The 24479-nt window shown below is 70.9% G+C and carries 22 protein-coding genes; 14 read left to right on the forward strand and 8 right to left on the reverse strand.

The window, feature by feature from the left end; translation table 11 throughout:
* The first annotated feature begins 93 nt into the window (after positions 1-93).
* The 5 genes from ctaC (at position 94) to FVE25_RS00945 (ending at position 5934) form a co-directional block, all read left to right on the forward strand.
* On the forward strand, positions 94-876 hold the full coding sequence (gene ctaC, locus FVE25_RS00925) for an aa3-type cytochrome oxidase subunit II (RefSeq protein WP_246266492.1): 783 nt from the start codon (positions 94-96) through the stop codon (positions 874-876).
* The gene (ctaD, locus tag FVE25_RS00930; RefSeq protein WP_157244432.1) at positions 873-2528 is read left to right on the forward strand and encodes an aa3-type cytochrome oxidase subunit I; all 1656 of its coding nucleotides are present in this window, start codon (positions 873-875) and stop codon (positions 2526-2528) included. The genes ctaC and ctaD overlap by 4 nt, the downstream gene beginning before the upstream one ends.
* Positions 2528-2941, forward strand: coding sequence for a cytochrome c oxidase subunit 4 (locus tag FVE25_RS00935; protein ID WP_157244433.1), 414 nt, complete (start codon positions 2528-2530; stop codon positions 2939-2941). The genes ctaD and FVE25_RS00935 overlap by 1 nt, the downstream gene beginning before the upstream one ends.
* Positions 2942-3081: 140 nt before the next feature.
* Positions 3082-4272, forward strand: a complete 1191-nt coding sequence (locus FVE25_RS00940) for a L,D-transpeptidase (protein WP_157244434.1) — start codon at positions 3082-3084, stop codon at positions 4270-4272.
* An 81-nt stretch (positions 4273-4353) separates the two neighbouring features.
* A complete protein-coding gene (locus FVE25_RS00945; RefSeq protein ID WP_157244435.1) occupies positions 4354-5934 on the forward strand; it encodes an MFS transporter in 1581 nt (526 codons plus the stop codon).
* On the opposite strand, the gene trpD is transcribed toward FVE25_RS00945, so the two are convergent.
* Together trpD and FVE25_RS00955 are read right to left on the reverse strand one after the other, a co-directional pair.
* Positions 5909-6955: an anthranilate phosphoribosyltransferase gene (trpD, locus tag FVE25_RS00950; protein ID WP_157244436.1), complete on the reverse strand. Its 1047-nt coding sequence runs from the start codon at positions 6953-6955 to the stop codon at positions 5909-5911. The genes FVE25_RS00945 and trpD overlap by 26 nt on opposite strands.
* A gap of 9 nt (positions 6956-6964) precedes the next feature.
* Positions 6965-7363, reverse strand: a complete 399-nt coding sequence (locus FVE25_RS00955; protein WP_181019465.1) for a hypothetical protein — start codon at positions 7361-7363, stop codon at positions 6965-6967.
* 207 nt (positions 7364-7570) lie between these two features.
* Between FVE25_RS00955 and ctaE the strand changes: the two genes are divergently transcribed.
* From ctaE to qcrB, 4 genes are read left to right on the forward strand one after another with little or no spacing between them, the layout of a single operon-like run.
* Positions 7571-8218 carry an aa3-type cytochrome oxidase subunit III gene (ctaE, locus tag FVE25_RS00960; protein WP_157244438.1) on the forward strand — a complete coding sequence of 216 codons (648 nt, stop codon included), beginning with the start codon at positions 7571-7573 and terminating at the stop codon, positions 8216-8218.
* A gap of 14 nt (positions 8219-8232) precedes the next feature.
* Entirely contained in the window at positions 8233-9042 is an 810-nt protein-coding gene (gene qcrC / locus FVE25_RS00965) for a cytochrome bc1 complex diheme cytochrome c subunit (protein ID WP_157244439.1), read from the forward strand.
* Complete coding sequence (qcrA, locus tag FVE25_RS00970; RefSeq protein WP_157244440.1) at positions 9039-10145, forward strand: cytochrome bc1 complex Rieske iron-sulfur subunit; 1107 nt, start codon at positions 9039-9041, stop codon at positions 10143-10145. The genes qcrC and qcrA overlap by 4 nt, the downstream gene beginning before the upstream one ends.
* Positions 10142-11800: a cytochrome bc1 complex cytochrome b subunit gene (gene qcrB, locus FVE25_RS00975; RefSeq protein ID WP_157244441.1), complete on the forward strand. Its 1659-nt coding sequence runs from the start codon at positions 10142-10144 to the stop codon at positions 11798-11800. The genes qcrA and qcrB overlap by 4 nt, the downstream gene beginning before the upstream one ends.
* A gap of 484 nt (positions 11801-12284) precedes the next feature.
* Here the strand turns inward: qcrB and FVE25_RS00980 are convergent, their stop codons facing one another.
* A complete protein-coding gene (locus FVE25_RS00980; protein WP_157244442.1) occupies positions 12285-12572 on the reverse strand; it encodes an Lrp/AsnC family transcriptional regulator in 288 nt (95 codons plus the stop codon).
* Positions 12573-12582: 10 nt separating this feature from the next.
* The gene (locus FVE25_RS00985; protein ID WP_157244443.1) at positions 12583-14289 is read right to left on the reverse strand and encodes a DEDD exonuclease domain-containing protein; all 1707 of its coding nucleotides are present in this window, start codon (positions 14287-14289) and stop codon (positions 12583-12585) included.
* Positions 14290-14383: 94 nt separating this feature from the next.
* Here FVE25_RS00985 and FVE25_RS00990 point away from each other — a divergent pair, with 94 nt between their 5' ends.
* From FVE25_RS00990 to FVE25_RS01000, 3 genes are all read left to right on the forward strand, one after another.
* A complete protein-coding gene (locus FVE25_RS00990; RefSeq protein ID WP_157244444.1) occupies positions 14384-15883 on the forward strand; it encodes a serine/threonine-protein kinase in 1500 nt (499 codons plus the stop codon).
* A complete protein-coding gene (locus FVE25_RS54235) occupies positions 15873-17315 on the forward strand; it encodes a serine/threonine-protein kinase (protein ID WP_219825250.1) in 1443 nt (480 codons plus the stop codon). The genes FVE25_RS00990 and FVE25_RS54235 overlap by 11 nt, the downstream gene beginning before the upstream one ends.
* A 65-nt stretch (positions 17316-17380) precedes the next feature.
* Complete coding sequence (locus FVE25_RS01000) at positions 17381-18895, forward strand: hypothetical protein (RefSeq protein ID WP_157244445.1); 1515 nt, start codon at positions 17381-17383, stop codon at positions 18893-18895.
* A 75-nt stretch (positions 18896-18970) separates the two neighbouring features.
* Here the strand turns inward: FVE25_RS01000 and FVE25_RS01005 are convergent, their stop codons facing one another.
* The 3 genes from FVE25_RS01005 to FVE25_RS01015 all read right to left on the reverse strand — a co-directional run bounded on the left by FVE25_RS01005 (position 18971) and on the right by FVE25_RS01015 (position 21379).
* Positions 18971-20479, reverse strand: coding sequence for a PH domain-containing protein (locus FVE25_RS01005; protein WP_181019411.1), 1509 nt, complete (start codon positions 20477-20479; stop codon positions 18971-18973).
* A gap of 176 nt (positions 20480-20655) precedes the next feature.
* Entirely contained in the window at positions 20656-21159 is a 504-nt protein-coding gene (locus tag FVE25_RS01010) for a PH domain-containing protein (protein ID WP_157244447.1), read from the reverse strand.
* 1 nt (position 21160) lies between these two features.
* Positions 21161-21379: a hypothetical protein gene (locus tag FVE25_RS01015; RefSeq protein WP_157244448.1), complete on the reverse strand. Its 219-nt coding sequence runs from the start codon at positions 21377-21379 to the stop codon at positions 21161-21163.
* Between the two features lie 109 nt (positions 21380-21488).
* Here FVE25_RS01015 and FVE25_RS01020 point away from each other — a divergent pair, with 109 nt between their 5' ends.
* Positions 21489-22691 carry a sensor histidine kinase gene (locus tag FVE25_RS01020; RefSeq protein WP_157244449.1) on the forward strand — a complete coding sequence of 401 codons (1203 nt, stop codon included), beginning with the start codon at positions 21489-21491 and terminating at the stop codon, positions 22689-22691.
* Entirely contained in the window at positions 22688-23353 is a 666-nt protein-coding gene (locus FVE25_RS01025; RefSeq protein ID WP_157244450.1) for a response regulator, read from the forward strand. The genes FVE25_RS01020 and FVE25_RS01025 overlap by 4 nt, the downstream gene beginning before the upstream one ends.
* On the opposite strand, the gene FVE25_RS01030 is transcribed toward FVE25_RS01025, so the two are convergent.
* On the reverse strand, positions 23350-24216 hold the full coding sequence (locus tag FVE25_RS01030; protein ID WP_246266496.1) for a phosphotransferase family protein: 867 nt from the start codon (positions 24214-24216) through the stop codon (positions 23350-23352). The two genes, FVE25_RS01025 and FVE25_RS01030, sit on opposite strands and share 4 nt — an antisense overlap.
* Positions 24217-24479 lie beyond the last annotated feature (263 nt).

Consider the following 24479-nt stretch of genomic DNA (forward strand, 5'->3'; position numbering starts at 1 on the left):
CGCCCAGAAGTGACTTCTGGGCTTCATCTGTGGGGTAGGCGATCCGTGAGTCCGACTCGCCGTTCGACGCGGCGTTCGTTGGCCCGGGGCAGAGTGCCGCGCGCCGCCGCTTTGGCGTTGCTGCTGGCCTCCGCTACGGCGTGTGCGAATGATGTGCCCGAGGCCGACTGGTCTCGTGGACTGCTTCCTGAGCATGTCACCGAGCAGGGCGGCATTGTCCAGAGCCTCTGGAACGGCGCCTGGATCGCCGCTCTCGCCACCGGCGCCGTGGTCCTTGGCCTGATCATCTGGGCATGCATCTTCCACCGCAAGCGGAACAAGGCGGCCGAGCTGCCGCCGCAGGTGCGCTACAACTTGCCGATCGAGATCTTCTACACGCTCGTTCCGCTCGTCATGGTCTCGGTGTTCTTCTTCTACACCGCGCGTGACAGCCAGGCGCTGGAGAAGATGTCGGCCAATCCCGACGTCAAGGTCAAGGTCGAGGCATTCCAGTGGAGCTGGCGCTTCACCACCGAGACCGGTGGCAAGAAGATGCCCTTCCCGGTCGTGGGCCAGCCGGTCGGCGACTACCGCCAGGGCCCGCAGCTCGTGCTGCCCGTCGGCAAGACGGTGCAGTTCGACCTGTCCTCGCCGGATGTCATCCACTCCTTCTGGGTGCCGGAGTTCCTGTTCAAGCGGGACGTCATCCCGGGCATCAAGGAAGGCAACCCCGGCCGCACGTTCGAGATCAAGACGCTGGACAAGCCCGGCGTTTACGCCGGTCGCTGCGCGGAGCTGTGCGGCGTTGACCACAGCCGCATGCTGTTCTCGGTGAAGCTCGTTCCACAGGCTGAGTTCGACACGTACTTCGCGGACCAGCTCCGGAGGACTCAGTGACCGCCACGCACCACCCGACCACCGTTACGGCGCGTCCGACTCCCAAGGGGCGGATCGTCGCGAAGTGGCTCTCCTCGACCGACCACAAGATCATCGGTCACCTGTACCTCATCACGTCGTTCGCGTTCTTCCTGATCGGCGGCGTGATGGCGCTGGTCATGCGCGCCGAGCTGGCGCAGCCGGGCCTGCAGTTCACCTCGAACGAGCAGTTCAACCAGCTGTTCACCATGCACGGCACGATCATGCTGCTGATGTTCGCGACGCCGCTGTTCGCCGGCTTCGCCAACGAGCTCATGCCGCTGCAGATCGGCGCCCCCGACGTGGCCTTCCCGCGCCTGAACATGGTGAGCTACTGGCTCTACCTGTTCGGCAGCATCATCGCCGTGTCGGGCTTCTTCACCCCCAACGGCGCGGCCAGCTTCGGCTGGTTCGCCTACACGCCGCTGTCGAACGCGATCAGTTCGCCCGGCCTCGGCGGTGACCTGTGGATCATGGGCCTGGCCCTGTCCGGCCTGGGCACGATCCTCGGCTCGGTGAACTTCATCACCACGATCATCTGCATGCGCGCTCCGGGCATGACGATGTTCCGGATGCCGATCTTCACCTGGAACGTCCTGCTCACCAGCATGCTCGTGCTGATGGCCTTCCCGGTGCTGGCCGCCGCACTGCTGGCCCTCGAGGCCGACCGCAAGCTCGGCACCCACATCTTCGCCTCCGAGACCGGCGGCGCGCTGCTCTGGCAGCACCTGTTCTGGTTCTTCGGCCACCCCGAGGTGTACATCATCGCGCTGCCGTTCTTCGGCATCGTCACCGAGATCCTGCCGGTCTTCAGCCGCAAGCCGATCTTCGGTTACATCTCGCTGGTCGCGGCGACCATCTCCATCGCCGGTCTGTCGATCACGGTCTGGGCGCACCACATGTTCCCGACCGGGCAGGTCCTGCTGCCGTTCTTCTCGTTCATGACGTTCCTCATCGCGGTGCCGACGGGCGTGAAGTTCTTCAACTGGATCGGCACGATGTGGCGGGGCCACCTGTCGTTCGAGTCGCCGATGCTCTACTCGGTCGGCTTCCTCGTGACCTTCCTGCTGGGCGGCCTGACCGGCGTCATCCTGGCCTCGCCGCCGCTGGACTTCCACATCTCCGACACCTACTTCGTCGTCGCCCACTTCCACTACGTGGTCTTCGGCACCGTGGTGTTCGCGATGTTCGCCGGGTTCTACTTCTGGTGGCCCAAGTTCACCGGCAAGATGCTCGACGACAAGCTGGGCAAGCTGCAGTTCTGGCTGCTGTTCATCGGCTTCCACACGACCTTCCTGGTCCAGCACTGGCTGGGCGTGCTCGGCTTCCCGCGCCGTTACGCCGACTACAGCCCGGCCGACGGCTTCACCGACCTGAACATGATCTCGTCGGTCGGCGCCTTCATCCTCGGCATCTCGGTGCTGCCGTTCTTCTACAACGTCTGGAAGACCGCGCGCAGCGCGCCCAAGGTCACCGTGGACGACCCGTGGGGCTACGGCGGCTCGCTGGAGTGGGCGACCTCCTGCCCGCCGCCGCGGCACAACTTCACCTCGCTGCCGCGCATCCGCTCCGAGCGCCCGGCCTTCGACCTGCACTACCCGCACGTTTCGGCCAAGCAGGAGGTTGAGGTCTGATGAAGGTTCAGGGTTGGCTGTTCCTGCTCTGCGGCCTGTTCTTCGCGGGCGTGGACGTCGCCTACTGGTTCTGGACCAAGGCGGCGACCGGGCACGGCGAGCCGGTCGGCACCACGGCCATGGCCATCTCGGTCGGCTTCGCCTTCATGATCGGCTACTACCTGATGTTCACGGCGCGCCGCATCGGCGACCAGCCGGAGGACAACAAGCAGGGTGAGATCCACGAGGGCGCCGGCGAGATCGGCTTCTTCAGCCCGAGCAGCTGGTGGCCGCTGTTCCTGTGCCTGGCGGCGGCCTTCGCCTTCGCCGGGTTCGCGATCGGCTTCTGGATGTTCCTGATCGGCCTGTTCATGGTGATCATGGCGATGATCGGGTTCGTGTTCCAGTACTACCGGGGCAACTTCTCGCACTGAGTCGTCACTTTCGGGTGCCCTCCTCCTTTCCGGGGGAGGGCACCCGTTTTGCCGTTTTTTACCATGTGCCTTACGTGGCGAATCGCTCACTGAGGGTAGTAACGGGACGTGAGCGGAGCGATCACCGTAAGGGAGTTGTCGTGGGGCACGTAACGACTGCATCGGCTGGGCTGGCCCTCGCACTGGCGACCGCGTGCTCGGCGGGCAACGCGGCGGACGGGGACACCGCGGGCCAGGCCGCCGCCGGGCCAGGCCCGAAGACGATCTCGATCCTCCCCGCGCACAACGCCGCCGGCATCGCCACCGACCAGGCCGTGATCGTCGCCGCGCACAACGGCGCCACCCTGAAGAGCGTCACGGCCACCGCCTCCGGCGCCACGCTGCCCGGCATGCTCAGCGCCGACGGCACCCGCTGGCGCAGCACCCGCACCGCCCGCCCCGGCACCACCTACACCGTCACCGCCACCGGCGCCGACGGCAAGCAGACCACCAGCACGTTCTCCACTGTCAAGGCCACCAAGACCTTCGACGTCGAGACCCTCACCCCCAACAAGAACGACACCGGCCTCACCGTGGGCGTCGGCATGCCCATCATGATCGCCTTCGACCGCGACATCGTCGACCGGGTCGCCGTCGAGCGCAACCTGTCGGTCCAGGCCAGCAAGCCCGTCGAAGGCGCCTGGCACTGGTTCGACGACCGCCACGTGGACTTCCGGCCCAAGACGTACTGGCCCGCGCACACCAAGGTCCGCGTCGAGGCGCGCCTGGCCGGCGTGCAGGGCGGACCCGGCATGTACGGCAAGCGCGACTACACGCTCGACTTCAAGATCGGCCGGGAGCAGATCACCAAGGGCAGCACCGACACCCACTACCTGACCGTCCGCCGGGACGGCAAGCGGATCCGCAACATCCCCATGAGCGCGGGCCAGGGCGGCGCCTGGAAGTACTACACGACCTCCGGCATCCACCTGGCCATGTCCCGCGAGCCGGTCACCGTCATGATCTCGCCCGGGATCGGGCCCGGTCAGGCCGGCTACTACCGCAAGGTCGTCTACAACACCGTCCGGATCTCCAGCAGCGGGGAGTACGTGCACAGCGCGCCCTGGTCCGTCGGATCCCAGGGGTATGCCAACGTCAGCCACGGGTGCGTGAACATCAGCCCCGCCAACGCCTCCTGGTTCATCAGCAACACCCTCATCGGCGATCCGATCATCATCACCGGCTCGCCCCGGCCGCTGGACCCCACCAACGGGTGGGGGCACTGGCAGGAGGACTGGAAGCAGTGGCTCAAGTGGAGTTCCGTCAAGGCCGGCCGTACCGATCTGATGTGATGTCCGCGCCGGCGATGTAGAGCAGCCGCGTCCGGCTCCGACTCTCCCGTGACCTCGCAGGAGACGACGGAAGGACGCGCCATGACAGCGCAGGCGGGACGCCGCGAATGGATCGGGCTGGCCGTGCTGGCCCTGACCTCGCTACTGGTCTCGATCGACGTGTTCGTGATGCTGCTGGCCCTGCCCCATCTGGCGGCGGACCTGGGAGCCACCAGCACGCAGCAACTGTGGATCACCGACATCTACGGCTTCGTGCTGGCCGGCTTCATGGTGACCATGGGCACCCTGGGCGACCGGATCGGGCGCCGCAGGCTCCTGCTCATCGGCGCCGCCGGCTTCGGCCTGGCCTCGGTGGCCGCGGCCTACTCCACCAGCCCCGGCATGCTGATCGCCGCCCGGGCGCTCCTGGGCCTGGCCGGGGCGACGCTGGCGCCCTCGACCCTGGCGCTGATCAGCAACATGTTCACCGACGCCCGCCAGCGCGGGCTGGCCATCGGCATCTGGCTCGCCTTCTTCATGGGCGGCGCCGCCCTGGGGCCGATCGCCGGCGGCGCGATGCTCGAACACTTCTGGTGGGGCGCGGCCTTCCTCCTGGGCGTCCCCGCGATGCTCCTGCTCCTGGTGCTCGGCCCGATGCTGCTGCCGGAGTACCGCGCGCCGGTCCCCGGCCGCCTGGACCTGACCAGCGTGGCCCTGTCGCTGGCCGCCATCCTCCCGCTGGTCTACGGCCTGAAGGAGATCGCCAAGGACGGCGTGGGTGCGACGCCGATCGCCGCCATGCTGCTCGGCCTGGCCATGGCCTGGCTGTTCGTCCGCCGCCAGCGCACTCTCGCCCACCCGATGCTCGACCTGAACCTGTTCGCCGGCCGCGCCTTCAACACCGCCCTGGGCGCCATGATGACCGGCACCCTGCTCATGGGCGCCCTGATGCTGTTCCTGACCCAGCACCTGCAACTCGTGGAGAACCTGTCCCCGTGGGCGGCCGGTCTGTGGATGCTCCCCGCCGTGGCCGCCAGCGGCGTCAGCTTCCTGGTCTCGCCGCTCCTGGCCCGCCGCATCCGCCCCGCCTACCTCATCGGGTACGGCCTGGCCGTCTCCGTCACCGGTCTCCTCCTCATCACCCAGGTGGACACCACCTCCGGCCCCGTCCTGCTCACGACCGGCTGGGCCCTGATCAACCTGGGCGCCGGGCCTCTGGTGACCCTGAGCACCGACCTGGTGGTGGGCGCCGCCCCGCCCGAGCGGGCCGGCTCCGCCGCCGCGCTGACCGAGACCAGCGGCGAACTCGGCTTCGCGCTGGGCATCGCCCTCCTGGGCAGCCTGGGCGCCGCCCTCTACCGGGGCGCGCTGTCCCTCCCGGCCGGTCTGACCCCGGCCGAGGAGGCGTCGTCCAGGGACACGCCGGCCGGCGCCCTGGCCACGGCCGCCGACCTGACCGGGCCCGCCGGGCAGGCTCTGATGGAGACCGCCAGGGGCGCGTTCACCACGAGCCTGAACACGGTCGCCGGGGTGGCCGCGGCGGCCTTGGCCCTCACGGCCGTCCTGATCGCCCGCCTCCTGCGGCACGTCCCCTCCCCGGCCTCCGCCCACGCGGACGGCCAGGAGAGCGGCCAGGAGGCCGCTGAGCCGTGTGTCCCTACGCGGGGCGGTGGGAGCGGCTGACTTCGATCCAGCGGTCCAGGGTGGCGGCGGCGCGGCCGGAGTCGACGGCCTGGACGGCGCGGGCGTAGCCGTCGATCATGGCGGAGTCGAGGTCGTCGGCCGGGCCGTCCAGGGCGACCAGGGCGGCGGCGGTGTTCAGGAGGACGGCGTCGCGCACGGGGCCCGTCTTGCCGCGGACCAGGTCGTGCACGGCCTGGGCGTTGAAGGCGACGTCACCGCCCCGCAGGGCGCCCGCCTCCGCGCGCGGGATGCCGAGGACCGCCGGGTCGAAGGCCGTCTGGGTGGCGGCGCCGTCGCGGACCACCCAGACCGTGGAGGTGGTGGCGATGGTCAGCTCGTCCAGGCCGTCGTCGCCGCGGAAGACCAGGGCCGAGACGCCGCGCTCGGCGAAGACGCCGGCCAGGACGGGCAGCATCTTGGGGTCGTAGACGCCGATCGCCTGCGCCGTGGGGCGGGCGGGGTTGGTCAGCGGGCCGAGGAAGTTGAAGACCGTGGGGACGCCGAGCTCCTTGCGGGGCGGGCCGGCGAAGCGCAGGGCGGGGTGGTAGACCGGGGCGAAGCAGAAGGCGATCCCGGCGTCCCCGGCCACCGACGCGGTCTGTTCCGGGGTGAGGTCGAGGCGGATGCCCAGGTGTTCCAGGACGTCCGCGGCGCCGCAGGACGAGGACGCGGCCCGGTTGCCGTGCTTGACCACCTTCGCGCCCGCCGCGGCGGCGACGATGGCGGCCATCGTCGAGACGTTCACGGTGTGGGCGCGGTCGCCGCCGGTGCCCACCACGTCCACCACGGGACCGTCCACCTTCAGCGGCGTGGCCAGGTCGAGCATGGTGCGGGACAGCCCCACGACCTCGGCCACCGTCTCGCCCTTGGCGCGCAGCGCGATGGCGAAGCCGGCGATCTGGGCGGGCGTCGCCGCACCCGACATGATCTCCCGCATGGCCCAGGCGGTCTCGTCGGAGGTGAGGTTCTCACCGGCGAGGAGGGCCGACAGCAGGGCCGGCCAGGTCGTGCGGGAGTCCATCGTCGGTACCTACTTCGCGTTGAGTCGGGAGGAGGAACGGCGGCGCATCAGGTCGGCCACGGCGTCGGCCAGCACGATGGGCTCGATGGGCTGGGGCACGACGGCGTCGGCCTTGGACCAGTCGGCCAGCCAGCGGTCGTCGCGGCGGGCGATGATCAGGCAGATGGGCGGGCAGTCGTAGACCTCGTCCTTGGCCTGGCGGGCGACGCCCATGCCGCCCGCGGGCTGGGTCTCGCCGTCGAGGACGGCCACGTCGATCTCGCCGGAGCCGAGCCACTGGTGCACCTTGGGCTCGGTGGCGCACTCCACGATCTCCACGAACGGGACGTCGGCGGCCGGACGGCGTCCGATGGCCTGCCGTACTTTGTCCCGGGTGCCTGCGTCGTCGCTGTAGACGAGCACCTTCATGGTCTCGTCAGTGCTGCCAGTGGTGCTCACTGCTGCGCTCGCTATCGGTCGTAGAGGTAGGGTCAAGTGGATGGTACCGGGGGTCCCGGACGGAATCCCAGGCCGCCGGGCCCGACGCGTGATTTGCGGCAATTATCCCAGGTTGGCAGCGGCTTTGTACCTGCTAACGGGGGGTCGTGCGCCGGACCGACCACAGGAACCGCAATAATGCTGCCCGTGGCGACAGCATCCGCAATAACTTCGACGACGACAGCACATTCGTCGCGCAGACCCAACCTGGTCAGCGTGGGGACGATCGTGTGGCTGTCCTCTGAGCTCATGTTCTTCGCGGCGCTGTTCGCGATGTACTTCACCATCCGGTCGGTGAGCATCGGTGACGGCTTCGAATGGGGCCCGTCCCTCCAGCCTGCGGGCACGGAGGCGGAAGCTCACCTGAACATCCCGTTCGCAACGGTCAACACGATCATCCTGGTGCTGTCCTCCGTGACGTGCCAGCTCGGCGTGTGGGCCGCGGAAAAGGGCCAGGTCGGCAAGCTCCGATTCTGGTACTTCGTCAGCTTCCTCATGGGCGCGGTCTTCGTGGCCGGTCAGCTCTACGAGTACAACGAGCTGGCGAGCGAGGGCGCGACCCTGTCGGCGAACGCCTACACCTCGGTGTTCTACCTGACGACGGGCTTCCACGGCCTGCACGTGACCGGTGGCCTGATCGCGTTCCTGTTCATGCTGGGACGCACGTACGCCGCGAAGCGCTTCACGCATGAGCAGGCCACCAGCGCGATCGTCGTGTCCTACTACTGGCACTTCGTTGACGTCGTCTGGATTGGTCTTTTCGCGACCATCTACATCATTCGTTAAGGAACGGGATCTCTGTGACTAGGACCACCGCTTGGCGGCGGCATCCCCTCGCGAGATATGCCGTCCTGGTACTGGCCTTGGCGCTGATCGGGGTGGCCTACGCCACGCTCGTGCAGGCAAGCCGGCCGGCGGACGCGGCGCTCGCGTCCGGCAAGCTCGACGACGTCGCACAGGGTAAGAGCCTCTTCCAGGCCCACTGCTCCAGCTGCCACGGCCTCAACGCCGAGGGCACCTCCACGGGCCCCACGCTCGTGGGCGTGGGTGCCGCGGCCGTCGACTTCCAGGTGAGCAGCGGCCGCATGCCCGCGGCCAACCCCGGCGCCCAGGCGCCGCGCAAGCCCACCCCTCCGTGGGTGAACGAGGAGACGACCCGTCAGCTGGCCGCATACGTGCAGTCGCTGGGCGGCGGGCCCACGGTCCCCACCAAGGAGCAGGTCGACGGCTCGCTGGGCAACGCCGCCAAGGGTGGCGAGCTCTTCCGCGCCAACTGCATCCAGTGCCACAACTGGGGCGGTGCCGGTGGCGCGCTGACCAGGGGCAAGTACGCGCCGAACCTCAACCAGTCGTCCCCGACGCAGATCTACGAGGCGATGGTCACCGGCCCGCAGGCGATGCCGGTCTTCAACGACACGACGATCACGCCGCAGGAGAAGCGCGACATGATCGCCTACATCACCGAGGTCCGTTCCATGAAGGACCCGGGTGGCTTCGGTCTCGGCCGCATCGGCCCGGTCACCGAAGGACTCGTGGCGTGGGTCGTGGGCATCAGCTTCATGGCGCTCGCCGCCATCTGGATCACCGCGAAGAAGCGGAAGAAGTCATGACAGACAACGAGCACGAGATCGAGCAGCCGGACGAGCGGGTGCCCAAGCGCGTCATCGGCACCCCCGCACCGGGCACCTCGATGCTCGGGGCGAAGGAGACCGTCGACAAGGCCGGCGCCGACACGCCGGGCGTGATGATCCCCGACGAGAAGTCGGCCAGAAAGGCCGAGAAGGTCGTGGCGCTCTGCTTCACGATCACCTTCCTGTCGGCCATCGCGTTCATCATCCTGTACGTGCAGATTCAGGTCGGCACGCCGGCGGCGACCGGTGACTCCAACCTGGCCCTGGGCGGCACGCTCACGCTGGCGCTGCTCGGCCTCGCGGTCGGCATCACGGTGTGGGTGCGCAGCATCATGCCGAAGTACAACCTGATCCAGGAGCGGCACGACCTGGCCTCCGACGCGGCCACGCGCGAAGAGGTCGCCGAGACGTTCCTGCAGGGCGCCAACGAGAGCGGCTTCGTCAAGCGGCCGCTCCTGCGCCGCACGCTGCTGCTGGCCTCCGCGCCGCTCGGCCTGTTGCCGCTGGTGCTGCTGCGGGACCTGGACAACACCAAGATGACCGGCGCCAACTTCAACAAGCTGCTGCGCCACACCGTGTGGGCGGAGACGCGCAAGAAGCCGATGCGCCTGGTCGTCGAGGGCACCGGCCAGCCGATCCGCGCGGCGGACTTCAACTCGCCGGGCGGCATCCTGTCGGTCGTGCCCGAGGGGTACGAGCACGACATGAACGCGCTGGCCAAGGCCACGCTGATCCTGATCAAGTTCAGGCCGGAGGAGATCAAGTCCGGCGTGAACAAGAACTGGACCCACGACGGGATCGTGGCGTACTCCAAGATCTGCACGCACGTCGGCTGCCCCGCGGCCCTGTACGAGCAGACCACGCACCACATCCTGTGCCCGTGTCACCAGTCCACGTTCGACGCCGCGGACGGCGCCAAGGTCATCTTCGGCCCGGCCGCGCGGCCGCTGCCGCAGCTGCCGATCGCCGTGGACGGCGAGGGTTACCTCATCGCCAAGGACGACTTCAACGTGCCCGTCGGTCCCAGCTACTGGGAGCGCGGTGACGCCGAGAAGGCGGCCAGGGAAGGGAGCCAGGCATGAGCGGCGAGCTCAACGCGGTGCCCAAGGCCATCGGCGGGCCGTCGTCCTTCCTCGACGACCGCCTGGGCGCGGGCAACTTCCTCAGGCGCAACCTGCGCAAGATCTTCCCGGACCACTGGACGTACCTCCTGGGCGAGGTCGCGCTCTACTCGTTCATCATCCTGCTGCTGACCGGTACGTTCCTCACGCTCTGGTTCAAGCCGGGCATGGAGCACGTCATCTACGACGGCTCCTACGCCCCGCTCAAGGGCGTGGGCATGTCCCAGGCGTACGCGTCGGCGCTGGAGATCAGCTTCGACGTCCGCGGCGGCCTGCTCATGCGGCAGATGCACCACTGGGCCGCGCTCATGTTCGTGGCCAGCATGATGGTGCACATGCTGCGGGTGTTCTTCATGGGCGCCTACCGCAAGCCGCGCGAGCTGACCTGGCTCATCGGCGTCATCCTGCTCACGCTGGCGCTGGCCGAGGGCCTGACCGGCTACTCGCTGCCGGACGACCTGCTGTCCGGCGCGGGCCTGCGCATCACCGAGGGCGTGGCGATCTCGCTGCCGCTGGTCGGCACGTACATCACGTTCTTCCTGTTCGGCGGCGAGTACCCGGGTGTGGATGTCATCTCCCGGTTCTACTCCCTCCACATCCTGCTCATCCCGGGCATCCTGCTCGCGCTCATCGGCGCCCACGTGGTCCTCACCTGGGTGCAGAAGCACACGCAGATGCCCGGCCGCGGCGCCAACAACCACAACGTGGTCGGCGCGCCCTTCTACCCGGCGTTCATGCTGAAGGCCGGGGCGATGTTCCTGTTCACGTTCGCGCTGATCGCGGGCCTGGGCACGTTCGCCCAGATCAACCCGATCTGGATCTTCGGGCCCTACAACCCGGCGGACATCTCGGCAGGCTCGCAGCCCGACTTCTACATGGGCTTCCTGGAAGGCTCGCTGCGGCTCATGCCGGCCTGGGAGATCAACCTCTTCGGCACCGCCCACGCGGGCACCCTGCCGCTGAGCGTCATCATCCCGGCGCTGGTCCCGATGGGCATCGTCATGACCGGCCTGGCCCTCTACCCGTTCCTCGAACGCTGGGTCACCGGCGACAACCGCGCCATGCACGTCTCCGAGCGTCCCCGCAACAACCCGCACCGGACCTCGATCGGCATGGCCGCCATCGTGTTCTACGGCGTGCTGTGGCTCCTGGGCGCCAACGACGAGCTGTCGGCCAACTTCCAGATCAGCCTCAACTGGACCACCTACATCGGCCGGGTGGCGGTGCTCGTGGGCCCGGTGCTCGCCTACATCATCACCTACCGGATCTGCCTCGGCCTGCAGCGCTACGACGCCGCGGTCATCAGCCACGGGGTGGAGTCGGGCGTCATCAAGCGCCTGCCGCACGGTGAGTTCATCGAGGTGCACACGCCGCCGATCGACACCGTCGAAGACCTGCTGCGCTCCAAGGAGCCGGTCCCGATGCTGCCGGTCGAGGAAGACAGCGCGGGCATCCCGCCCAAGGGCATGCGCGGGCCGCTCGGCAAGCTGCGTGCCGGCATGTCCAAGGCGTACGGCGGGGAGAAGATCCCGCTGGACGACGGCCACGGCCATGACCACGACGAGCACGCCGCGGTGGGTGCGGGCGGCGACGACAAGTCGATCACCCAGCACTGACCCCGCACGCCTGGAGGCCCGGACGGATCTTCCGTCCGGGCCTCTTCGCGTGCTCACAGGCACGGGGTACGGCAGAGCGCCTGGGAACCGGGCTGGGCCGCACGCGGGGATGGGACCGGGTTGGGGCGCCCGCCGCGTTGAACCGAGTCAGCACGCACGCCGGCTGGGAGGGCTCCCGGGGGTCGGGTGGCGTGGCGGGTGCACGGGCCGGCCGGAGCCTTGCCAGGGCCGCTTCGCCGGGAGCGCTGCTGTGGCCAGGGATGGGCGCCGGCGCGTGGTTACCCGGGCCGTTGCGGCGGGGCATGCGTCCGACGTGAGAAGCGATCCCCCCGACCTGCGCACGCGCACGTCGGCGGGTGGTGGGGGGCGTGGCTACGCCGTAACAGAAGGGGGTGTGGCTACGCCGTAACAGAAGGGGGTGTGGCTACGCCGTAACAGAAGGGGGTGTGGCTACGCCGTAACAGAAGGGGCAGAAGGGGTCGCGTCAGTCGGTTTCGGGGAGGCCGAGGGAGAAGGCGGACTCCAGGTCGTGCTTGGAGTACGTGCGGAAGGCGATGTGGGTCTCGGTGTGCAGCACGCCGGGCACCTTGTTGAGGCGGCCCGGGATGACCTCGGCGATCTCCTCGTAGGCCGCCACCCGGACCATGGCCAGCAAGTCGTATTCGCCGGTGATGGAGTAGACCTCGCTGACGCCGTCGATCTCGGCGATCGTCTGGGCGACCTCCGGAATGCGGTCGACTTCGGCGTTGATGTGAACGATTGCCGTGACCATGGCCTTCACCCTATCGCAGCGGCCTGTGGTCGAGCCCGCGGTATGCCTGGTCGATGCGGGCCTTGTGGCGGGCGGCGCCGTTGACCGGCAGGCTCCATTCGCCGTCGACCTCGACCAGCCGGATGCCGGGGGATTCGAGCCAGCGCAGGATGCATTCGGTCTCCTCGGCGGTGGCGGCGTGGGTGGGGCCGGGGCCGGGGATCACGGTTTCGGCCGTGGAGACCAGGGATTCGACGTAGGGGACGGGGTGGGTGCCGCGGGCCATGACGCCGGCGGCGGCGAGGCGGCCGTAGCGGATGACGTGGATGTCCCAGCCGCCGTCGAAGGCGGGGCTCGCGGCGACCATCTGGGGCAGGCGGGTGAGCGCGGTGAGGCGTTGCATGCGGGCGGCGGTGCGGATGAAGGCGGCCAGGCGGTCGCGGTCGATCGATGCCTCCTCGTAGCGCTGCTCCACGGCCAGGCGTTCCATGCGGGTGGAGACGGCGGTGAAGACGGCGGTGGCGTCGTGTTGCATGGCGCGTCTGGCGGCCTCGGTGTGCAGGGCGTAGTCGGCGGGGGTCTCGCTGCCCGTGCAGGGGGCGCCGCAGCGGCCCATCTCGTGCAGGACGCAGGCCGGGACGCGGGTGGCGGGGCTCAGGCGCTGGGTGCACTGGCGGAGCGGGACGGCCTCGTGGAGGGCGGTTCTGGCGTCGTCGGCGGCCCGGGTGGTGCCGAACGGGCCGAGGTAGGCGGCGCCGTCGTCGCGGACCTCGCGCACGATGGACAGGCGCGGGAACGGCTCCTGCGTGAGCTTGAGCCAGACGACCTTCTCGGGGAAGCGGGAGCGGCGGTTGTAGCGGGGTTTGGCGCCGCCGATCAGGCGGAGTTCGCGGACCTCGGCCTCCAGGGCGGTGGCGCAGACGATGTGGCGGACCCGCTCGGCGATGCCGATCATCTCGCGCACCCGCGGGCGGGTCTCGCTGGCGGTGAAGTAGGAGCGCACGCGGTTGCGCAGGTTCGTGGACTTGCCGATGTAGAGGACTTCGCCGCGTTCGTCCTCGAAGAGGTAGACGCCGGAGGCGTGGGGGACGGCTTCGGCGAGGTGGCGTTTGCGCTGCTGCTCGGGCGTGGGGGCGCGGACGAACGACTTGAGCTCCTCCAGCGTGTGGACCTGGAAGGAGCCGGCCCGGCCGATGAGGCCGTGGAGGACGTCGACCGTGGCCCGGGCGTCCTGGAGGGCGCGGTGGCAGGGTTCGACCGGGCTGCGGAAGAAGCGGGCGAGGGTGCCGAGCTTGGCGTTGGCGACCTCGTCACGGGTCAGGACGCGGCGGGCCAGGTCGACGGTGTCGACGACGGGGTTGGCCGGCGGCGGGTAGCCGAGCGCGGCGCAGGCCGCCTTGATGAAGCGGGTGTCGAAGCCGGCGTTGTGGGCGACCAGCACGGTGCCTTTGACGAACTCCAGGAAGCTGGGCAGCACCGCCTCGATGCGCGGGGCGGCCATGACCATGGCGTCGGTGATGCCGGTCAGCACCGAGATGAACGGCGGGATCGGGCTCCCGGGGTCGACCAGCGTGGAGAACTCGCCCAGCACCTCGCCCGCTCTGACCTTGACCGCGCCGATCTCGGTGATCGTGTGCTCGGCGGGGGAGCCGCCGGTCGTCTCAAGGTCGAAGACGACGAACGTGACTTCGCTGAGGGGAGTGCCGAGCTCGTCGAGAGTGCCTTGAACCGCGTCCACGAACCAAGACCATAGAAGGGGGGACCGACAGTTATCGGGAGCCCCGCCGTCAATGCTGACCGACAAATCCTGATCTTTCGTTAGTCTCCTACCTATGTCCGGGGGACGACTCGCCAACAGATACGCCCTGCTCCAGTTGCTGGGCAGCGGCGGCATGGGCAGGGTCTGGCTGGCCCGAGACGAGATGCTCGGCCGCGAGGTCGCGGTCAAGGAGCTCACGCTGGGCGAGCACCTCGGCCCGCGCGAGCGCCAGGAGGCCGTGACCAGGGCGGTCCGCGAGGCGCAGGCCACCGCCCAGCTCCGCCATCCGGGGATCGTGGCCCTGCACGACGTCATCGTCGAGCAGGAGCGTCCCTGGCTGGTGATGGAACTCCTGCGCGGCAGCAACCTCGGCGACCTGGTCGCCGCCCGGGGGCCCTTGCCGCCCGCGCAGGTGGCCCGCATCGGCGCCGACGTGCTCGACGCGCTCAGTGCCGCCCACGCCCGCGGCCTGCAGCACCGGGACGTGAAGCCGGGCAACGTGTTCCTGACGGACAACGGCCGCGTGGTGCTGACCGACTTCGGCATCGCCCGCCAGGAGGGCCAGGCCACGCTCACCGAGCAGGGCCTGATGATCGGCTCCCCGGGGTTCATCGCGCCCGAGCGCCTGGAGGGCCACCCCGGCGGCCCGGCCAGCGATCTGTGGTCGCTCGGCGCCACGCTGTTCCTGGCCGGCGAGGGCAGCCCGGTCTATGACGGGCCCGTGGGCGAGCGCATCAAGAACACGCTCACCCAGCCGCCCAGGCCCGCCCACGGCCCGCTGGGCCCGCTGCTGGCCGCCATGCTGGCCCGCGATCCCGCGGCCCGGCCCCACGCCACCACCGCCCTCGACGCGCTGCGCCGCCTGGCCGCCGGGCAACCGGCGCAGGTGCCCGTGGTCCACGACGCCACGGTGCCCACCCGGCCCAAGCGGAAGTCCCGGCTCTGGATCTGGATCGCCGCGGCGGCCGCGGTCCTGCTGGTGGCCGGGGCCGGCGCCTTCCTCGTGCTGCGGCCGGGGGAGAAGACGCCGCCGAGCGCGTACACGGTGCCGATCGACCTGTGCTCGCTGCTCACCCCGCAGGAGGTCGCCTCGCTGCTCGGCGTGCGCGAGCCGCCCAAGGGCCTGCCCTCCGCCGACGACGCCGGCCCCAAGTGCGGCTGGCCGGTGCCGAACTCCGGCGTCGGCGTCCAGGTGCAGAAGGACTCCGACACCCCGGACCCGTGGCGCATGACCGCGCCGAAGGCCGTCCGGCTCCTGGCCAACCAGCAGCGGTACTGGAACCGGGCCGGCGAGCTGGAGTGGACCTGGCCGGAGATCGGCGCCAAGGGCAACTACCAGGCCAGGCGCGGCGCCGTCAGGAAGATCACCGCCCCGGGCGAGGAGGGCTTCGCCTTCGAGCTGTCCGGCAAGACGGGCCGGGTCCACAGCGCCTTCCTGCTGTACCGGGTGGCGAACCTGGTGGTGCAGGTGGAGTACACCACGCTCAACCAGAAGCCCACCGACGTGGAGATCAAGAACACCGCGCTGAAAGCCGCCCAACTCGTCGAGCAGGGGCTGCGCCGTGCAGGCTGAGGGACATTACCTCCTGGCCGGCCGCTACCGCCTGATCGAGCGGCTCGGCGAGGGCGGCGCGGGCACGGTCTGGCGGGCCGCCGACGAGACGCTGCACCGCGCGGTCGCGGTCAAACAGGTCCGGGTGCCGCGCGGGCTGAGCCCGCAGGAGCGCGCCCAGTTCGCCCACCACGCCATCGACGAGGCCCGGGCGGCCGGGCGGCTGCGCGATCCGGCGATCGTCCTCATCCACGACGTGGTGCTCGAAGGCGACCAGCCGTGGATCATCATGGACCTGGCCACCGGCCGCTCCCTGGACAAGGTCGTCAGGGAGCACGGCCCCCTGCCGCCCGCCATGGTCGCGCGGATCGGGCTGAGCGTGCTGTCGGCGCTGGAGACCGCGCACGCGGCCGGCATCGTCCACCAGGACGTCAAGCCGGGCAACATCCTGCTGGACGCCGACGGCTCGGCCATGCTCACCGACTTCGGCATCGCCGCCCCGGTCGGCGGGCGCGGCGACCGCCACGGCAGCGCGGGCTCGCCCGGCTACATGGCCCCCGAGCGCCTCAATGGCCACGCCTCCGGGCCCGCCTCCGACCTGTGGTCCCTGGGCGCCAGCCTCTACACCGTGGTCGAGGGCCGGGCGCCGTTCGAGCGCGCCATGCCCGCCGCGATCGCCGCCGCCGTCCTGCTGCACGATCCGCCCGTTCCCGCCCGGGCCGGGCGCGAACTGGGCGGGCTCCTCCTGGCGATGCTGGCCAAGGACCCCGCCGCCCGGCCTGCCGCGCCCCAGATCCGGGCCGCGCTCACGGGCGCGCCGCCGCCCGCCGCCCCGCGTCCGCCCGCGAGGCGGCGCCGCTGGGTGGTGCCCGTCGTCGCCGCCCTGGCCGTCGCGATTCTGGCCGCCGGAGGGTGGTACGGCCTCGCCGTACTGACCGGGAAGGACGCGGCGGGGAAGTACGCCACGGCGCCCGACCCGTGCGCCCTTCTGCCGGCGGCGCGGGCGGGAGAGCTGCTGAAGGCCGAGGCGCGGGCGGAGCGCACCCGCGCGGGGGAGTGCCGCTGGCGGGTCTGGCAGGGCTCCAGGACGCTGCGCGAGCTGACCGTCAGGGCCCGCGCCGAGCAGCCACGCGGCGACCTGGACGGGCCCGCGGTGGCGCGCAGGCTCTTCGACGCCGAGCGGGTCAACCGCGCGGCCGCCGAGGGGGTCACCTTCCGGGTGAAGACGAGCGGCGTCACCGACGTGGCCGGCGTGGGAGAGGCGGCCTTCGCCCAGCACGCGTTCAAGAAGCACCTGACCGGCACGACGGGGCAGGCCACCGCGACGGTGATGTTCCGCGACAGCAACCTCATCGGCGAGGTGCTGGTCCACGTCCCGGACGCGAAAGCGGTGGCCGCCGGTGACCGGCAGGCGGCGGAACAGGCGGCCAAGGCGGTGGCAGCGGCGTTGTAAGTGCCTTGCAAGCCCCATGACTACCATTCTTTCCCAGCATTCCCGGGCAAGTCAGGAGTGACGCAGTGAACCCCGGTAGCCAGTTCGAGCCGCCGACCAACCCCTACCGCGGGCCGTACGAGCAGCCGACCATGCCTCCTGCGCCGCAGCCGCCCCGGCGCCGGGGCAGAGGCCGGTTGATCGCGGCCGTCGCCGGCGCGGTCGTGGTGGTGCTGGTGGCCGGGGCCGCGGTGCTCGTGCTCACCGGCAGGCTTTCGCCGCTGCCCGGGGGGCAGCCGGGCGGCGCGCGCTCGTCCGCGCCGGTCGCGAAGGGCAAGCCCGCCGCGCCTCCCACGCTGGACGTGTGCGCGATGGTGCCGAAGACGGAGGCCGAGCGGCTGGTGCCCGGGGCGCCCGCGACCGGCGACTCGCGGGACGCCGCCGACTCCGGCACGGTCACCTTCACCTGCAGCTGGGTCAACCGGCGTATCTCCTACAACGAGTTCTGGCGCAGCCGCGAGCTCGACATCCGCGTCGAGCAGCACAAGGGCGAGGGCGCCAAGACCGGCCGGGCCATGGCCCAGAGCATCTACGAGCTCGACTACGGCGGCGCCAAGTACCGCGAGACCGCCAAGCCCGAGTCGCGCGAGGACGAGAAGGAGTACATCTCCCCGATGCGGGAGATCCAGGGCGTGGGCGAGGGCGCCTTCGCCCAGTACACCTGGCGGCGCTCCGGCGACCTGCTGTGGTACTCCTTCGGCGAGGCCCAGGCCAGGAACGGCGACATGACCGTCAAGATCAAGTTCCAGGCCAGCCAGCAGCCCAAGGACGCCAAGATGCTCTCGAACGAGGGCACCAAGTCGATCACGGAGGAGAACGCCCTGCGCGAGGTGACCCAGTTGCTCACCCACGTGGTCAAGGGCGTCTCCACCTGGCAGGCGGCCAACCCCGACGTGCTGGCCAGGGCCAAGCCCAAACCCACGGCCACGCCGACGCCCGCTCCGTCGCAGCCCAGTGCCTCCCCGACGGTGCTGGCCGCCTTCCCGGTCCTGTGCGAGAAGGTGTCGGCGACCGCCCTCCAGCTCGTCCCCGAAGGGGAGAAACGGGCCCGGGCGCTGGAAGAGGGCAAGGAGCAGCAGACCGAGTGCCGCTGGCTGAACCGGGAGCTTCCGCTGTCCGGCGGCGGGCACAAGCTGCGCAGCGCGCTGGTCACCGTCCACGAGTTCGCCGACCGCGCGGGCGGGCCCGACCAGGGCGCGGCCAAGGGCATGTACGCGCAGAAGCGCGGGGCCAACCAGGACCTGGGCTTCGGCGGCATCTTCTGGGGCAAGATGGCCGAGATCAAGGGGCTGGGCGACGCCGCCTTCCACCAGTACGTCACGATCAAGAAGGGCGACATCCACAGCGGCACCGGCACGATCGTCCTGCGCCGCGGCGCCACGGTGCTGGTCGTGGACTACTCGGGCGTCGACGTGCCCAAGGGCGCCACGGCCGACTCCGGCGACGCCAAGCTGGTGACCGAGCAGGAAGGCCGGGCGGGCGCGCTCAAGCTCGCCCGCGCCCTGGCCGACGCCCTGGCCGAGCAGCCCACCGGCAGTTAAGCCGCCTGCAAGCGCGAGCCGTACAGTTGAGCCAAGCTCGCGCTTGCCCAGCGCAGGGGCCTGGGCAGGCGACCCTCAGCGCTTGCGCATGACGAACGGCGCCAGCAGTCCCGGCACCGTCACCGACGCCATGCGCAAGCCCTCGTCCTGGCCCACGTCGAGCACGTCGTAGTGGCCCTTGCCCGCCGCCGTGGTCGCCGAGACCGTCAGCAGCCCCGCCCGGCGCTGGAAGAACGACTGGCGCACCGTCCAGCCCACGATGCCCGAGCGCTCCAGCGCTACCGTGCTGCGCAACGCCGAGCCCGAGCGCGTGAGCAGGTGGCGCGGGCCCAGCCCGTGGCCGAGCCCGCAGTAGGCGTCCACCGCGAACCCCAGCGCCACCGGCACCAGCGCCACCGGGACCGCCCATGCCCACACCGGCACCCAGGTGTACAGGGCGTCGAGGACGCCGAGCGCCGCCGCCGGCACGAGCACCGTGAGCAGGGCCCAGCGCAGCCGTCTGGCCCTGGCGGCCTTCGGATGGCGCAGCAGCACCGGGTGCGCCTCGCCGGGCCGCGCGCCGTACACCTTGGCGGCCACCTCCCAGGCCAGCTCGCGCGGCATGGGCGGGGTCAGCGCGGCCACGTCCTCGGTCTCGTTGTCCTCGGCCTTGCGCAGGCCGGTCGCCACCGCCTTGACCCGGGCGCCGCCGCCCAGCCGCAGCAGCAGCGGCTCGGCCACCTCCACCCCGCGCAGCCTGCGCTCCTCCAGCGTCAGCGAGCGCGTGGTCAGCAGGCCGCGGTGCAGGCGCAGCCGTCCGGGCGCGCGCTCCAGCCGGTAGCGGCCCCACGCCTCGGCGAACAGGGCCAGCGCCCCCAGGAGGCCGAAGACCAGGTTCGCGGCGAGGACCGCCGGCACCGCCAGCCACGGGTGCGCGCTCGCCCACCCCCACGCGCCCTTCAGGGTGTCCAAGGCCAGCAGGTCGAAGCCGAGCATGTCGAGCAGCTTGTAGAGGGCGCCAGCCGCGATCGCGCCGCCGATGAACGTCCAGACGGTCAGCGGGGCGTAGCGGATCCAGGCCCACTCCAGCCTGGCCACCACCGCGTCGTCCGCGGCCGCCACCTCGGGCGCGCGCTCGCCCTCCAAGAGGGTACGGCGCAGCGCTTCGGCCTCCGGCCGGGTCAGCGGGTCGAGGGTCAGTTCCTTGCCGTCGCCGGTGTGCTCGCCGGTGCCTACCTTGACCACGGCCAGGCCGAACGCCCGCCGTACCGGATCCGCGGTGATGTCCACACTGCGCACGCGCTCGCGCGGGACCGAGCGGTGGCGGCGCTCGGCGATCCCGGAGCGCAGCTCCAGCCGCTCGCCGGTGAGCCGCCAGCGGGTGGTGCGCAGGCGCAGCAGGTCGTAGCCGGCGGCGGCGGCGATGATGGCGGCCGCGGCCACGGCGTTGAGGCCGGCCACGGCGGCGAACGACCAGTCGTCGCCCAGCAGGATCCGGCCCAGCACCACGACCACGGGCGCCACGATGGCCAGCGACATGACCGCGGAGGCCGCGACGCTACGCCCGGCCAGCCCCCGCCAGCCGCCACCCTCATCGCCGTCCAATCGCTCACCGGTCTCGGCGGCTTTCGTGCGCTCGTCGCGCTCGTCGCGTCTGTTGGGCCCGTCAGATCCGCGGCGCCCCTCACGTCCGTCGGCCCCAGTGTGCCCAGTGTGCCCCGTGTGTCCCGTGGTCCTGGTGGCCCCGGTTGGCTGGTCGCGTTCGTCGAAGGCTGGGGCGGTCATGTGGCGTCTCCGGGGGTGGCCTGGGTGATCGCGGTCAGGCGCTCGGCGAGCTGGGCGGCGAGTTCGTGGTCGAGGGCCTCGATCTTGATGTGGCCGGCGGCCGAGGCGGTGGTGACGGTGACGTCGGCCAGCCCGAACAGTCGCTGCACCGGCCCCCGCGCGGTGTCGACCGTCTGGATGCGCGACATGGGCGCCACCCGCCAGGTGTGGGTCACCCAGCCCTGACGGGTGTAGACCGCGTCGTCGGTGACCTCCCAGCGCTGCACCCGGTAGTAGGCACGCGGCGCCGCCAGCGCCAGCGCCAGGCACAGCAGCGCGAACGCCGCCACCACCAGCCCCAGCCACAACGGCCGGTCGGTGAAGATCCAGTACGCGGCGCCGGCCGCGGCGGCGACCGGCAGCGCGAGGATCAGGCCCTGGACCCGCCACCAGGAGACGGCCCTCGGGTCCGCCCGGTGGCGGGGAGGGCGCAGGGTGAGTGTGGCCGTGATGTCGCTCATGTCAGCCCTCCTTCTTGCCGGCTCGCGCGGCGGCCAGCATCGCCACCCCGAGCACGCCGATGACGATGGCGGCGAACACCTCCTGCCCGCGCAGGAACGGCAGCCGGTTGACCAGCAGCAGGTCGTGCGACCAGCTCCACCAGCCGAACACGGTGTTGACGAGGCCGCCGGCCCCTTGGATAAGGAGCAGCCATCCGGCCGTCTCGAGGACCACTTTCATGCCTCCAGCCTGCAGATCCGGAGGTTGATCCGCCACGGCCGGAGGTTGAGCGAGACATCTACTTTGGTCGCTGTCGTTTCCCCGCCGGAAGGCCATAACCTCGGAAAACGTGACAGGTTCGGAGAACGCCACGGCCGCGCGGCAGGAGTATCGATGGGTGCTGCCCTCGGTCCTGCTCGGCGACGGCGTGGAGGGCCGGCCGGTCAAGCGCTCGACGCGTGACTGGATCGTCGACACCGTCATGTTCCTGCTCGCCAGCGGGCTGACTCTGCTCACGGTGCCCGACCTCAGCTCCGTCCCGGCGCCGCTGCAGGTCACCGAGCAGGTCATCGGCGCGCTGGCCTGCGCCTCGGTGTGGCTGCGCCGCAGGTGGCCGGTCACGCTGGCGATGGCGATGGCGTTGCTGTCGACCTCGCTCATCCTGGTCGGCGGCGCCGCGGTGGTGGCGTCGTTCACGGTCGCCGTGCACCGGCCCTTCAAGATCTCCGGCCCGGTCCTCCTGGTCAACGTCCTGACCCTGTTCCCCTACGCCTACCTGCGTCCCAGCCCCGACCTGTCCTACTGGGGCACCTTCACCCTCGGCGCGTCCATCTCGCTGGCCGTCTTCGCCTGGGGCGTGGTGGTGCGGGCCAGGAGGCAGCTCGTGTGGTCGCTGCGCGCCCAGGCCGACTCCGCCGCCGAGCAGGCCAAGCGGCTGGAGCGCGAGCGCATCGCCCGGGAGATGCACGACGTGCTGGCCCACCGGCTGTCCATGCTCAGCCTGCACGCCGGGGCGCTGGAGTTCCGGCCCGACGCCAGGCCCGACGACGTCGCCAGGGCGGCGGGGGCCATCCGGGAGAGCGCCCACCAGGCGCTGCAGGACCTGCGCGGGGTCATCGGGGTGCTGCGTCACGCCGGCGGCGACGAGGAGGTGCCCGACAGGCCGCAGCCGACGCTGGCCGACGTCCAGACGCTGGCCGAGGAGAGCCGCCGGGCCGGGATGGACCTCACGCTGACCCTGCCCGAGCTGGGCGAGGTCCCCGAGGCGTTGGGCCGCAACGCCTACCGCATCGTCCAGGAGGCCCTGACCAACGCGCGCAAGCACGCCGGCGGCGCCCCGGTGACGGTGACGGTCTCGGGCGGCCGCAGCAAGGGCCTGACCGTGGAGGTGCGCAACCCCGTCGGGGTACGGCTCGGCCCGCGCATCCCCGGCGCCGGGGCCGGGCTCATCGGCCTGACCGAACGCGCGGAGCTGGCCGGGGGCCGGCTCGACCACGGCCCGCGCATCAATGGCGACTTCGTGGTGAAGGCATGGCTACCGTGGACCACATGAGCACTGCCACCGCGCCCGTCCGCGTGCTGATCGTCGACGACGACGCCCTGGTGCGGGCCGGGCTGTCGATGATCCTGTCGGGCACCGGCGACATCGAGATCGTCGGCGAGGCGGCCGACGGCGCGGAGGTGCCGCCGCGGGTGGCCGAGCACCGGCCCGACGTGGTGCTCATGGACATCCGCATGCCCGGCGTCGACGGCCTGACCGCCACCGAGGCGCTGCGCGCCACGGCCGCGCCGCCCGAGGTGATCGTGCTGACCACCTTCCACGCCGACGCCCAGGTGCTGCGCGCGCTGCGGGCCGGGGCGGCGGGGTTCCTGCTGAAGGACATCCCGCCCGGCGACCTGGTCGCGGCCATCCGCCGGGTGGCCGCGGGGGAGCCCATCCTGTCGCCCGTGGTGACCCGCCAGCTCATCAGCCACGTTTCCGACGGCGGCGCGAGCCTGCGCACCGAGCGGGCGCGCACGCTGCTGACGCGGCTGAGCGAGCGCGAGCGCGAGGTGGCCGTGGCCGTGGGGCGGGGCAGGTCCAACGCGGAGATCGCGGCGGAGCTGTTCATGAGCGTGGCCACGGTGAAGGCGCACGTCTCGCGCATTCTGACCAAGCTGGAGCTCAACAACCGGGTGCAGATCGCGCTGACGGTCTACGACGCCGGCACCTAACCGCCGAGCATGCGTTCGAGGGCGGCCCGGTGCAGGACGAGGTCGTCGGGGTCGGCGGGCTCGGGCTGCTCGCCGAAGTGGATCCGGCGCTGCCAGACCCTGGCCATGATGATGCCGTGGCGCAGGGCGGCGTACATCTCGTAGAAGTCCATGTCCCGGGGTTCGTGGCCGGTGAGCTCCCGGTAGGTGCGGCAGACGTCCTCGCGGCGCATGAAGTCCGGCATGCCGGGCAGTTCGAGGGCCTCGGTGATGTCCTGGAAGAACCGGTGCAGGAAGATCATCCAGCCCAGGTCGAGCTCTCGCGGGCCGGCCGCGGCCATCTCCCAGTCGAGTACCGCCACCGGCAGGAAGTCCCGGTACATCACGTTGCCCGGTCGCGCGTCCCCCCAGGTCAGCACGTCCGGCCCGGGATCCTGCGGCCAGTGCGCCTCCAGCCAGTCGAAGGCCCGTTCCAGCAGCGGGATGCGCCGTCCGCCGTGGGCCCAGGCGTAGTAGGCGCGCTGGTCCTCCACGTGCGCGCGCAGCCCGGCGGCGCCGAGGAAGGCGAGCTCGGCGGGGCGCACGGGGGCGTCGTGCACCGCCGCCAGGATCTTCACGGTCTCGTCCTGGAGGCGCCGGGCCTGCTCGGGGGCGGCGTCGAGCAGCCAGCCGGCGAAGGTGTAGGGCATGACGTCGGGCGGCACCAGCCCGTCTTCCCGCTCCATGACGAAGAACGGCATGCCGAGCGGCTCCGGGTCGGGTTCGTACCAGAGCGCCCGGGGCGCGGGGACGCCGGCGCGCTCGCGGACCAGGCGCATCACCTCGAACTGGGCGCCCAGGTCGTAGGCGGGGAAGATGGGGACCGACTCGGCGGCGGGCGCCATCCTTGCAACACAGCGTGTCGTGTTTTCGGACCACTGAGCGGTAAAAAATAACGTTTCGCTGGACATTCCATTACCCGAAGGGCGCTCCAGCTCCGAGACGGCGACCTCCCCGCCGACTTTCCCGCGCAGCCACGCGGCCACCCGATCGTGCAGTTCCTCCAGGTCACGCGTGGAGGTACGCATCTGTTCCGTCACCCTGGACCTCCCTCACCTGGCACAGTCGTATACCGCCAACCAAGCGCTTGTCCAGATGCAACGCACAG

It is taken from the genome of Nonomuraea typhae, from assembly GCF_009760925.1.
Classification (GTDB): domain Bacteria; phylum Actinomycetota; class Actinomycetes; order Streptosporangiales; family Streptosporangiaceae; genus Nonomuraea; species Nonomuraea typhae.

Bases quoted from the DNA above. Each gene is read 5' to 3' on its own strand.
- ctaE (WP_157244438.1), top strand. From the start codon at position 7,571: ATGCTGCCCGTGGCGACAGCATCCGCAATAACTTCGACGACGACAGCA.
- FVE25_RS00990 (WP_157244444.1), top strand. From the start codon at position 14,384: ATGTCCGGGGGACGACTCGCCAACAGATACGCCCTGCTCCAGTTGCTG.
- FVE25_RS01015 (WP_157244448.1), bottom strand. From the start codon at position 21,379: ATGAAAGTGGTCCTCGAGACGGCCGGATGGCTGCTCCTTATCCAAGGG.
- FVE25_RS00935 (WP_157244433.1), top strand. From the start codon at position 2,528: ATGAAGGTTCAGGGTTGGCTGTTCCTGCTCTGCGGCCTGTTCTTCGCG.
- FVE25_RS00955 (WP_181019465.1), bottom strand. From the start codon at position 7,363: ATGAAGGTGCTCGTCTACAGCGACGACGCAGGCACCCGGGACAAAGTA.
- FVE25_RS01030 (WP_246266496.1), bottom strand. From the start codon at position 24,216: ATGGCGCCCGCCGCCGAGTCGGTCCCCATCTTCCCCGCCTACGACCTG.
- FVE25_RS00980 (WP_157244442.1), bottom strand. From the start codon at position 12,572: ATGGTCACGGCAATCGTTCACATCAACGCCGAAGTCGACCGCATTCCG.
- qcrA (WP_157244440.1), top strand. From the start codon at position 9,039: ATGACAGACAACGAGCACGAGATCGAGCAGCCGGACGAGCGGGTGCCC.
- trpD (WP_157244436.1), bottom strand. From the start codon at position 6,955: ATGGACTCCCGCACGACCTGGCCGGCCCTGCTGTCGGCCCTCCTCGCC.
- FVE25_RS00945 (WP_157244435.1), top strand. From the start codon at position 4,354: ATGACAGCGCAGGCGGGACGCCGCGAATGGATCGGGCTGGCCGTGCTG.
- FVE25_RS01025 (WP_157244450.1), top strand. From the start codon at position 22,688: ATGAGCACTGCCACCGCGCCCGTCCGCGTGCTGATCGTCGACGACGAC.
- qcrB (WP_157244441.1), top strand. From the start codon at position 10,142: ATGAGCGGCGAGCTCAACGCGGTGCCCAAGGCCATCGGCGGGCCGTCG.
- FVE25_RS01010 (WP_157244447.1), bottom strand. From the start codon at position 21,159: ATGAGCGACATCACGGCCACACTCACCCTGCGCCCTCCCCGCCACCGG.